The sequence below is a fragment of the Mesorhizobium muleiense genome, assembly GCF_900099905.1.
In the GTDB taxonomy this organism is placed as follows: Bacteria; Pseudomonadota; Alphaproteobacteria; order Rhizobiales; family Rhizobiaceae; genus Mesorhizobium; species Mesorhizobium muleiense.
Genome location: NZ_FNEE01000021.1, coordinates 11,471 through 22,616 on the forward strand (window position 1 = coordinate 11,471; position 11,146 = coordinate 22,616).

Sequence of the window (11,146 nt, forward strand, 5' to 3'; positions counted from 1 at the left end):
TTCCCGCGCGGCCCGCAAAAGCGCTGCGCGACGGCAAGACCAGTTTGACGCCGGCCCTGCGCAGCATCGCGATCGAACGCATCTCGTTCAGCACCGTGCGGCGGTCAACCAGCAGCGCGCCAAAGCCGGCACTGCCGCCTCTTCACGTGCACCTGCGGATACCAGCCAGTGCGCATGATCTGCGCCAGTGCGCGGGCGTCATTGCGGATCGGTCTTGTTGGGCATTGTCTTCATGGCCGCATTGGTCTGTCGTGTCTCGATGCAGGTCGCCGGCAGGCCTTCGGCGTGCAGTCCATCGTGACGCGGTCATGCCACTCCCCTTCCACGGGAATCGGTGATCGCAACGTCACCAGCGTGCCATGGCCGCCCCTCTCGCCTCAGAGCAAGTTTTTGCAGAACCTTCAGGACACTATCCGGCTACGATTGTCGAGTGGGTACTTGAGCGAGCGCGACCGCGCCCGTGGCAGCGATGGCTTGGTGTGGGGTCAGAGGCGTATCGGCTATGACCACCTCTGCGGGCAAGCCTTCGATCCAGGTCGCAGCTTGCGGCGCATCGCCCTTTTGACCCGCGGTAAGCGTGAAGCGCAGAGGGCAGCCAAGCCCCGAACAGCCATGTGTATCTTGGTGCTCAGGCCGCCGCGGGAGCGACCAAGGGCTTGATCTTCAGACCCCCTTTTTTTGGCCCCAGCCGCATGTTGGTGGGCTCGGACGATGGTGGAATCGATGATCAGATATTCGAAGTCCGGATCATCCATCGACGATGCACCACACACACGCTTGCTGCTCCATCGGCTCATGCGCCGGAAGACGCTATTCCAATCGCCGAATACATCGGGAAGATCGCGCCAGGGGAGCCCGTGCGCACGATCCATAGCACCGCCTCGACGAACACCCGGTTATCGCGGCCCGTCGAGCCTTTCTGATCGGGCTGACCCATGACCAGCGGCGCCATCCGCTCCCACGCCGCATCGCGCAGCACTAACCGATCCATCACGCCAAAGACTGCCTCAAAAAGCCGTCTTGAATCACGCCGCGATCAAAAAGGGAATCTGGAGGCTTCTGTGAGGTCCGTATGTTCGACGGGGCCGCTTGGCACGACGCGGACCTCATTGCAAGCCGGATTGAACGGAGCCGCGGCCAGGACTGACGTATCGAGCAGTTCAGGTTTGGCTGATTGAACGAAGCCGCCGACGCGGCATTGGCGGGTCGGTTTACAGGTGAAGCTTCTGTTTTGAAGGATTGCAGCTGTTGAAGCGCAATGTTGAGAACAGGAGCAATGAGATGGCCGAATTGAGCCCTCTTCCCCCACGCATGATCGAGGACATGACCATCCGCAATCTGTCGCCGGCGACACAACGATTCTACGTGCACGCTGTGGCAAAGTTTTCCCGCCATTTCGGCCGCTCTCCGGAACGGCTCGGACTTGAGGATGTTCGCGCTTCCAGGTGCATCTGGTCTCTACCGGAATCTCGTGGCCGGCGCTGAACCAGACGGTGTGCGCACTGCGGTTCTTTTACGGCGTGACGCTCGGCCATGCCGAGATTCCTGAACGGATCGTCTACGCCCGCGCGCCTCACGCTGCCGGTGGTTCTCGGCACCGACGAAGTTGTCCGCTTTCTAGAGGCGGTCCAGTGCCTGAAGACGCGCATCGCCTTGACGACGGCCTATGCCGCGGGCCTTCGCGCTTCGGAGACCGTCGGGCTGAAGGTCGGGGACATCGATAGGCAGGCAAGGGCGGCAAGGACCGCACAGTGATGCGCAGCTTCTGCGCATCCTGCGGGTCTACTGGCGGCTGGCGAAGCCGCAGGGCTGGCTGTTTCCAGGCCAGGAGGCAAATCGACCCATCGACGTTCAGGTATTGTACTCGGCCTGCCGCTCGGCGCGTGCGGGCGCCGGCATCGACAAGCGCGTGACGGCCCACACGCTCAGGCACAGCTTCGCCACGCATTTGCTGGAGAACGGCACCGACATTCGCATCATCCAGGTGCTGCTGGGTCACAACCATCTGTCTTCGACGGCGCGCTACACTAAGGTCTCGAACGGCCTCATCCGGCGCACGACAAGCCCGCTCGACCGGTTGAACATCGAAGTCGTGCCGCCGGGCTGATCGCCGCAGGCTGCTGGCCGACAAGCCGCAAGCCGCTGCTGCCGGCGCAGAAGGCGATCTCTGCAGAAGCCAAGCCGTCATGCCGATGCCCGCGCTGCGGAGGGCGGATGACCATCCTCGACGTCTGGCATTGCGGGCAAGCGCCAGGCAGCCCTTCTGGAACGATAGCTCATGATTGCGCCGAGAGCGTCGAGAGCACGATGTTTGACATCAGCCGTCCTGCGCGCCGGTGCACCGGTCTTTTGCCCGTCTCGGGCCACCGCAACGAACGGTCGCCGCGAAGAACCACAGGGCGAGGTGGCTGAGCGCGATCTCCGGTACAACTGTGGCGCGGTCGACATCCTCCCACCTCGCCGTTGCAGCCCGGGCGGCGTTCAGCCGCCCATTCCCGCCCGGGGGCGCCCGCCACAATGCCCATAGCGCTAGTCCTGCCCGCGCCTCCGTTCAATCCGGCTTGCAATGAAGTCCGCGTCGTGCCAAGCGGCCCCGTCGAGCATACGGACCTCACAGAAGCTGAGGGGATTCCGGTTTGTGATTCAAGATGCTGGCTGGAGTGGAGGCCAGCATCGGATGACGCGACCTCTTTCGAATGATCTTCGTGAACGTGTTGTTGGCGCGATGGAGGCCGGCGAACGCTGCCGATCGGTCGCGGCTCGTTTCGGCATCGCCGTATCGTCGGCGGTGAAGTGGTCTCAGCGCTACCGTTCGAGCAGGTCTGTCGCGCCCGGCAAGATGGGCGGCCATCGCAAGCGTGTGCTGGAGCCGCACCGTTTCATCGCGGAGCGGATCAACCAGACACCGCATCTGTCGCTGCACGGGTTGAAGGAAGAGCTGGCGGCGCGCGGGGTGAAGGTATCCACGATACAGTATGGCGGTTCCTGCGCCGCGAGGGGCTGCGGTTTAAAAAACACTGTTCGCCCTTGAGCAGGCCCGTGCCGATATTGCCCGCCGGCGGCAACGCTGGCGATCCTGGCAGTCCGCTCTCGATCCGAGACGGCTGGTGTCCATTGACGAAACCTGGATCAAGACCAACATGGCGCCGCTGCGGGGCGGGGACCACGGGGCAAGCGCGTGCGCGGCTTTGCCCCGCACGGCCACTGGCGCACGCTGACCTTTCTCGGCGCTTTGCTGGGCGCGATGGTGGAGGTGGACGTGGAAGCAGCCTGCGGCCCGCTCCACGGCCGGGTTGAAGAGCGCGAGGCGCACCGCTGGGGCTCGACGCGCGGCCGGATCGGGTTTCACGGCGGCAAGGTCGCGTTCGAGCATCCGCGGGTGCGGACCGTCTATGGGTGGGAGATGGCACTCCCGAGCTGGGATCGCGCGATGAAGGAGGACTGGCTCGGCCGCTGGGCGATGAACCTGATGCTGATCAACGCCTCGACGCGGCGGTTCGGACGGGCGGTGCGACTTCCGGAAGGAGATGTGCCGGCGGGTCATGGCAGCCGCGTGTCGAAATCGGCTACGTCGCGAAGCTTCGTGGCCTTGTCGACGGAGAAGTTCGAACCATCAGCTCGTAGGCACGTTCGGCATTCTCGGCCGCGGCTTTCTCGCTGTTTCGCAACTCCTTCACGTTGTAGGCGTAAGCCGAACCGCGGCGACCGACACCGCGCTCGCCCGGCGCGCCTGCCTTGAGAGCGAGCTGCCTCTGCTTTGCCGCCACTAGCGCCGGGCGAGCCCAGAAGTAGTCCTGCTCCTTTGTCAGCAGATGCCAGACCAACACCGCGAGCTTGCGGGCGACCGCCACGGCTGCGACCTGATGGCCACGCTTGTTGCGGATGCACAGGAAGAAGGCTCTGAGCGGTCCGGGCGCTTTCGCCGCCGCCCAGGCGGCCTCGACCAGCATGGCGCGGCATGGGAAACGCCCATGTTTGCTGATCCGGCCATATTGCGCCAAGCCAAGACCGGATTGGCGCACACGCGGATTGAGGCCGAAGTAGCTCACCAGCCTCTGCGGCTCGCGGAACCGCCGGATGTCGACCGACGGCGGCGATGATACCGCTCGCGACGATGGCATTGACGCCGGTGATCGTCTGAAGCCGCCGGACTTGCACATCATCACCGCTTCCCGGGTGATGTCGCGATCGAGGTCAGCCACATCCTCGGCCAGGCGGTCGATCTCGCGGATATGGCGGGCGATGGCGGCCCGCTCGTCGTCGGGAAGCACCTGCCGCTCGAGCCAGGCGCGACCCCGACTGTTGAACAGATCGGCATGCGGGCACTTCGGCACGAGGTGCGCCTGCAGGATACCATGCACCTCGTTCTTCACGCGCGTGCGATGCCGCACGACCTGGTTGCGCCGCGCGACGAGGCGGCGAAGCCGCTCAGTCCGCTCATCGGGAATCCAGGACCTCAGCCAGAAAGCCGCTGGCATGGAGCTGCGCCAGAACGCCGGCATCGATCTTGTCGGTCTTGATCCTGGCATGGGCGATCGCCTTCACCTGCATCGGGTTGGCGACAATCACCCGGCCGACATAGGGCGACAGAACCCGAACCACCGCCATGGCGTTGCCCGTAGCCTCTACGACAACCTCATCCGTCCGTCGCAAACTGCGGCCGAACCCTTCCAGTCCCGAGCCGGGTCATGTCGACCCGTCCGTGATGGCGCAGCCGGCCGTCTTCCCAAACCAACCACCTCCGCAAAAGTGCGGTGGATTTCCATTCCAACACACGTCTCATCGGCTCCCTCTCCTCAAACAGACGGGAGCCGGCGGGCGACGCGACACCTACGGATCCGCGCTCTCGGCGCAACCGGGCAGGTCGCAGGGGCGGCCAGCTACTAACGCGAGCTCGCAGCTCATCGAATTGATGGGGCCTGCCCGAACTTGGCGTGCTCCCGGTGCCCCTGTCCCGGATGATCGCACCATACGCCGAAAATCGCTCATCTCCAGCGGGGATGGGATGGCACCGTCATGATTCCGGCTACCAACCGATCGAGCGCCTCAACGGCGAGATCAAGCGGAGGACCGAGGTCGTCGGCATCTTCCCCAATGACGAGCGCCTGGATCTGGCTCTTCTCGTCCAAGCACAGGACCAGCGCGATTCGGGCGGTGCCATGTAGAGGCCGACGATGTCGCGCACCTTCTCGACAAACAAAGGGTCGCTCGATAACTTGAAGCTTTCTGCGCGGTGCGGCTGAAGGCCGAAGGCTTTCCATATCCGATGGATCGTCGATGGCGCATGGTGGACGGCGCGTGCCATCGAGCGCAGGCTCCAATGCGTGGCTTCGCGTGGTGTCGCCTCCAGTGTCAGGCGGATCGTCTCGGCAATCGCATCATCGCCGATCTGTCGTGGCGGACCCGGCCGCGGCTCATCGTAGAGGCCATCCAGCCGATCTTGGGCAAAGCGGCGTCGCCACTTGCCGGCCGTGTTCTCAACCGCCCCGACGCGCTGCGCGATCACCTCGTTCTCAAGCCCCTCGGCCGCCAACAAAACAATCTCTGCCCGCTGCACCAGACCTTGCGCCGTTCGCCGCCGGCGCGACAGACCTTCAAGCTCCTTGCGTTCATCAGCGCTCAAGTCGATGGTTGCAGCAACTCGTGCCATGCATTGCATCTCCAATCAAATCAATGCAGTAATCGCACGAATTACGCGATCAGGACATTAGAGGATCGGGGCGTTGCTGGTCTGGCGGCGCGACTAGCGAACTAACGCGGATAATTCATGAAGGATTGTGCCCACTGGCGCAGAGGCCGGACAGCCTGATGTTCAGTTCAGCTTATCGATTGAAGATAACCGTTCCTTGGAAGATGCACATCCGCGATCCTAACCTCGGCACGGACGGACGCATTCTAGCCGCAGGATAAGACGATCCCCGGGGAGCATCCGCCTCATTGCTCGGCCCATGAAGGGTGAAGCGGTAGACGAGGTACGCTGCCCTCCATCTGGGCGTATGACCTAAGGAATGAGTCCGCATCTGCAATTTGGGTGTGCCCGGCGAGTACAAGTGCATGCCAAATCGTCTCGTGGGTTGCGGTTACGACCGCTGACCTGTGGCGTCTCAAAGATTCCATGCGGTTCAAGCAAGGTACAAGACACTGGGATCGGATCATGGACAATGATTCGATGAAGCGAACTCTGCCAATTTCCCCGATCCGTCGAACTTCTACGGGTCGATCCTCGGCTGTGCTGGGGCGGTGCCGGGCGGCTGGAACTGGCCATGGTACTGCAAAAAGGATATCGGCGCCAAGGCGGCGGAAGTGGACTCCATGAGGGACCGGCGAAATCTGTAGAGCGCAACAAGATTTGGAGCGCGATCTACGACCAGCCATAGCGGACGCACCGTGGGCGTCGGTGCTCGACGAGCAGCGCTTCACCATGAAATCCGCACGCATGGGCGGCGTCGACAATCTGTATATCGACCCGGTTCATGTCTTCAGCTACAACAATCTGTATGCAAAAGATGTGCAATAACTGCGACTACACCATCCATGGGCGCCATCACCATTTCGGCTGGGACAACTCCTTTGTTCCGGTCGAGCGGGTGGCACCCGGCTCGACAATCGAGTTCGAATGCCTTGATTCGTCGAGTGGGCAACTTCAGGCCGACAGCACGGTCGGCGACATCGCCAAATTCGACTTCGACAACCCGGTGACCGGGCCGATCTTCGTTGAAGGCGCGGAACCAGGTGATGCGCTTAAGGTGACGATCGAGATGTTCAAACCGTCGGGCTTCGGCTGGACGGCAAACATTCCGGGCTTCGGCCTGCTCGCCGACGATTTTCCGGAGCCGGCACTGAACATCTGGACATATGACGCCGCCTCGCTCGAGCCGGCGCTGTTCGGCAGAGGGGGACGCGTGCCGCTGAAACCGTTTGCCGGCACGATCGGCAATGCGCCGGGGATGAAGGGCCACCATTCCGTTGTGCCGCCACGGCGCGTCGGCGGAAATCTCGACATCCGCGATCTCGCGGCCGGCACCACGCTCTATCTGCCGGTCGAAGTTCCGGGCGCGCTGTTTTCGGTCGGCGACACGCATGCCGCGCAGGGTGATGGCGAAGTGTGCGGCACGGCGATCGAAAGCACGATGGATGTCGTGCTCAAGCTCGACCTGGTGAAGGATGCTCGGTTGAAGACGCCACGCTTCACCACGCCTGGCCCGGTCACGCGCCATCTCGACGCCAAGGGCTATGAGGTGACGACCGGCATCGGACCGGACCTGATGACCGGCGCCAGGGAAGCGGTCTCGCAGATGATCGACCTGCTTGCCGGCCGCTACGCAATGGACCCGGTCGAGGCCTACATGCTGGTTTCGGTCTGCGGCGATCTCCGGATCAGCGAGATCGTCGACATGCCGAACTGGGTGGTGTCCTTCTACTTCCCGCGCTGCGTCTTCGAATGAGCAAAGGCGCAGGCAATACGCGGACCGGGGCTGCCGGTCCGGCCGCTTCGATCATGGCCGGAGCGGTGCTGGAGATCTCCGGCCTGACCGTCAGCGTGCGCGGCGAAGATGGCCAGCGGCCGGTGGTATCAGACCTATCGTTCTCACTTCCACGGCGAGACGCCTTGCATTGCCGGCGAATCCGGTTCCGGCAAATCGATGACGGCGCTGGCGATCATGCAATTGCTACCGCAGCAATGCCGGTTGGCTGTCGTCAGGCACCGTCCGGCTAGTGAGACCGATCTCGCGACACAATGACCGTCAGATGCAGCTCATTCGCGCCGACCGCGTCGCCCATGATCTTCCAGGAGCCCATGACGTCGCTCAACGCTCAACCTGGTGCTATCGATTGGCTGGCAACTCATCGACCCATCGAGGTGCCTGTCCCCCGTCAGCACCAATAAGACAAAATTGGGCTGATTGAGAGAGGAGGTTTGCTGGGTCATCCTACCGTTTCAAAGGACGACGATGAGACAGAAACGGAAGTGACGAAGCGTTCTGCGGAGAAGGTCATCAAGGACGTCCGCCGGTTCACCCGGAAGCAATATGGCGCGGAGGAGAATATCTGAATTGTGCTGGATGGCTTCCTCGTCGTGAGCTGCGGGAGAAGGGCGCAGATTTCCTTGACGGCCTTCGTTCCGGCATTGAGCGCAAGACGGGCTGGCTGATGGCTCAGCAGTCCGGAGCGGGCGACCCTATCGGATGCAGTCGCTATTGGGGCGCAGCCACTGGGACGCTGATCGGCTCCGAGACGAGGTTCGCGATTATGTGGTGGAGGCGTTGGGCGATGAGGATGGCGTCCCGATCGTCGACGAGACGGGATTTGTGAAGAAGGGCGCGCTCGTTCCGCCGGTGTCGCGCGAACGGCGGGGCGGATCGAGAACAGCCAGATCGGCGTGTTCTTGGCTTACGCGAGCCGCTACGGCCAAGCGCTGGTCGATCGTCGCTGAGAGCTGGACAAACGATCGGGCGCGATGTGCCAAGGCGTCGATCCCGGAGACGGTCGAGTTTGCGACCAAGCCGAAGATGGCGCGCGCCATGGTCGAGGCGGCGCTCTGCCTATTCCGACGAAGCCGCCCCTTTCTTACGATATGATTGCGCCCCCGGATTCCGAGATGATCTCGCCCCTTGGGCTAGGGCTCTGCTGGCGTTGATTGTTGTCACTTCTTCTTATGCGTCAGGTGTCAAGCTTTTTGCGGCTGCTTTCGCCGCAGGCTTTCGCCTGTCAGATCGATGCGATGATCGTTGTGGACGAGGCGATCCAGGATGGCGTCGGCATAAGTCAGATTTCCGATGCCGTCATGTCTGCTGACACGGGCAGTTGGCTGGTAATGATGGTGGAGCGTCGGCCGTAGCGATCCTCGAGGATTTCGAGGAGACATGCCGTGCCTGATCGTCGAGGGGTTCAAGGCCCCCAATCATCAAGGATCATCAATTGGACGCGGGCGAGCGTGCGTTGCAGGCGTGCGTAGCGACCATCGCATCTGGCGAGCGCCAGATTGGCGAACAGGCGTGGGACACGCTGATAGAGAACGGACCGGGCTCCCGGCAGGCCTTACGCCCGAGCGCGCAGGCCAACCAACTCTTGCCGACGCCTGATGGGCGGCAGATGGCCAAATTGTCGTGGGCATCGATCCAGTCGCCCGCGATGAGCTTGAGGAACAAGGCTCGATCGAGGCCGCGATCGCCACGATAGTCCACATCCTTAGGGGCGACCTGATGGCGCAGCTTGGCAAAGCGCAGGCGGGCGCCGAGCTTGCGATTGTAGCGCCAGCTCCATTCCCAGTCGAGCAACAGCGCCAGCCATTCGCCATGCGATAGCTGTTCGGCCTCGGCATTGGCGGCCATTTCATTGAACGCCTTGGCCATTCCGGTCAGCCGATGGCGTTGAGCCGGTCGAGGGTGGGATGTACAAGCATGTCATTCTCGTTTGTCATCGGGCGATGGATAGTCCCGGATTGTGGGCATCGAAAATTCCCTAGTTGGCGCCATTGCCGCCAGTTCCGGGGCGCGTCCCGGAACTGGCGGCTTTCGCACCAGCGTCGATGATCCGTTTCGATCTGATCGGAATCGGAGCGGCGCTAGAGGTCCAACTTGGAGAACTTCTGATGCTACTGGATCTACACCGCCAGGGGCCGTCCGTGGCGGCGATGGCGCACTGGCCGCGACCCCAAGCGGTCCGCAAATACATCGAGCGCGGGATCGAACTGCCGACCTCCCCGACTGGTTGGGCGCCGAATGAGCTTGTGCCCTATCTCGATTATCTGCGTGACCGGGTCGCAGCCTGTCCCGATCTAAGCCGTGCGGCTGCGCGAGATTCGTCAGCGTGGCTACGGCGGTGCTTACACCGCCATGAAGCGCTTCGTCGCGGCCATCCTCTCGCCCTTGCGGAACAGCTTAGGCGCGCCGAATGCGCCTTCAGCAAAGCCGTAACGCTCAGCCGGCAGCGGCTTGCGTGCGGGCCGGTTGATCTCGTCGAACAGTTATCGCCGCGTGCAGCCGACACGGCGTAGCACGCGGTGATCGTTCAGATCGGCAAGCAACTCGCCGATCGCCGCGTTAACCTCAGCCAGGCTGTCGATCCACGCAAGCCCAGTCCGGCTCCACGCTGCGACGGTGCCCTGTCTTCGTCCCGTTTGCCTTGTAGAGCGCGGCCTCCAGGACCGCGTCGGCGATCTCGTCCCCTAACGGTAGGTCAGTTCAACAGCCTCCGCCCGGCGAAGCGTTTCGCGCACAGTCGAGGCGCAGCCCCGACCCTGTATGAGATCGCCTTGTGGCCAAGGCCACTCTTCAAATCGATATCTCAAAATCTCGCGGACACGCCCCATCGCCAATCTCTCCGCAGGCATTTCATTCCTTCTCCTGGACAACCCAAAAGAAGGAACATTTCACCCGCAGAGCACCAAGCCCATACACCCTTCCAAGGGGCGGCATCATTTCGGAATCAGGGGGCGGTTAATTCTCGGAAGGAGGGGGCGAAATCATCTCGGAATCGGGGGGCGACATACCTCGGAATTTGCGGCCAGACGCCGCCTCGCGCACGATGTGCTCGACCCGGCTCGCCGTGAAGACGGTCGCGCCGGCTATCGAAAGGTGACTGCCGAGAACAAGGCAGAGCAGGAACATTGGCTGCTTGACTTGTATAGGAGGCCCTGGCCGACCTCGTCGTCCTGGCCCGATACATGCAGTATTGTCGGATGGGCTATTCGACCCGGCTGCTCGGCAAGACCATCAATATTCATCATGCTTTTCTGCCCTCCTTAGAGGGGGAAAAATCATATCATCAGGCCTGTGAAAGCGGCGTAAAAGTTGATCGGGGCGACGGCTCGATACGTCGCACCAGATCTCGATGAAGGATCGCACTATCATGCGGGACGTCGAGCGGCTTTACGCATACGGTGACAGTGGATGACCTTGTCGCCAAGGGTTGCGATGGCGAAAGCCGCGTCCTTGCTCGTACTGTTAAGTTACACCACTACAGGCATCATGCTCAATGGCAACAGAGCATCGCTTTCCCACCTGACAAGACATTCGCCGATGCCGCCAAAAAGCTGGTGACGCGCGGTGCAGGTCGCCAACGGGATGTGACAAGGGACGCTACTCCGGAGATGATCATCGCGTTACGATGACTTCGCTTCATCTCGAAACCAGATCAGCCCAAT

3 protein-coding genes and 10 pseudogenes are annotated in these 11,146 nt (G+C 62.4%); 8 read left to right on the top strand and 5 right to left on the bottom strand.

What is annotated here, in order from left to right; translation table 11 throughout:
• Positions 1 to 444: 444 nt before the first annotated feature.
• Positions 445 to 991 (bottom strand): annotated as a pseudogene (locus BLT09_RS26270) (IS5 family transposase); the annotation flags it as partial.
• A 290-nt stretch (positions 992 to 1,281) separates the two neighbouring features.
• On the opposite strand from BLT09_RS26270, the pseudogene BLT09_RS26275 reads away from it, so the two are divergent.
• The 3 pseudogenes from BLT09_RS26275 to BLT09_RS34465 form a co-directional block, all read left to right on the top strand.
• Positions 1,282 to 2,107 (top strand): annotated as a pseudogene (locus tag BLT09_RS26275) (site-specific integrase).
• 459 nt (positions 2,108 to 2,566) lie between these two features.
• A pseudogene (locus BLT09_RS34685) lies at positions 2,567 to 3,235 on the top strand (transposase); the annotation flags it as partial.
• Positions 3,233 to 3,604, top strand: a pseudogene (locus BLT09_RS34465) (IS256 family transposase); the annotation flags it as partial. The pseudogenes BLT09_RS34685 and BLT09_RS34465, both read left to right, overlap by 3 nt.
• Here the strand turns inward: BLT09_RS34465 and BLT09_RS35720 are convergent.
• Positions 3,567 to 4,766: pseudogene (locus tag BLT09_RS35720) on the bottom strand (IS110 family RNA-guided transposase). The pseudogenes BLT09_RS34465 and BLT09_RS35720 overlap by 38 nt on opposite strands.
• A 267-nt stretch (positions 4,767 to 5,033) precedes the next feature.
• Between BLT09_RS35720 and BLT09_RS35920 the strand changes: the two are divergent.
• Positions 5,034 to 5,099 (top strand): annotated as a pseudogene (locus tag BLT09_RS35920) (transposase); the annotation flags it as partial.
• Here the strand turns inward: BLT09_RS35920 and BLT09_RS26290 are convergent.
• Positions 5,100 to 5,650, bottom strand: a pseudogene (locus tag BLT09_RS26290) (IS630 family transposase); the annotation flags it as partial.
• 856 nt (positions 5,651 to 6,506) lie between these two features.
• Here BLT09_RS26290 and BLT09_RS26300 point away from each other — a divergent pair.
• Positions 6,507 to 7,445, top strand: a complete 939-nt coding sequence (locus BLT09_RS26300) for an acetamidase/formamidase family protein (protein WP_091598562.1) — start codon at positions 6,507 to 6,509, stop codon at positions 7,443 to 7,445.
• Positions 7,446 to 8,186: 741 nt separating this feature from the next.
• Positions 8,187 to 8,579: a transposase gene (locus BLT09_RS26310; protein WP_091598568.1), complete on the top strand. Its 393-nt coding sequence runs from the start codon at positions 8,187 to 8,189 to the stop codon at positions 8,577 to 8,579.
• A gap of 89 nt (positions 8,580 to 8,668) precedes the next feature.
• Here BLT09_RS26310 and istB read toward each other — a convergent pair.
• Positions 8,669 to 9,403 (bottom strand): annotated as a pseudogene (gene istB, locus BLT09_RS26315) (IS21-like element helper ATPase IstB).
• 126 nt (positions 9,404 to 9,529) lie between these two features.
• On the opposite strand from istB, the pseudogene BLT09_RS35175 reads away from it, so the two are divergent.
• Positions 9,530 to 9,869 (top strand): annotated as a pseudogene (locus BLT09_RS35175) (hypothetical protein); the annotation flags it as partial.
• Positions 9,870 to 10,058: 189 nt separating this feature from the next.
• On the opposite strand, the pseudogene BLT09_RS26325 reads toward BLT09_RS35175, so the two are convergent.
• Positions 10,059 to 10,312: pseudogene (locus tag BLT09_RS26325) on the bottom strand (IS21 family transposase); the annotation flags it as partial.
• A 369-nt stretch (positions 10,313 to 10,681) separates the two neighbouring features.
• Here BLT09_RS26325 and BLT09_RS35725 point away from each other — a divergent pair.
• On the top strand, positions 10,682 to 10,837 hold the full coding sequence (locus tag BLT09_RS35725) for a hypothetical protein (RefSeq protein WP_342028472.1): 156 nt from the start codon (positions 10,682 to 10,684) through the stop codon (positions 10,835 to 10,837).
• The last annotated feature ends 309 nt before the right edge of the window (positions 10,838 to 11,146 follow it).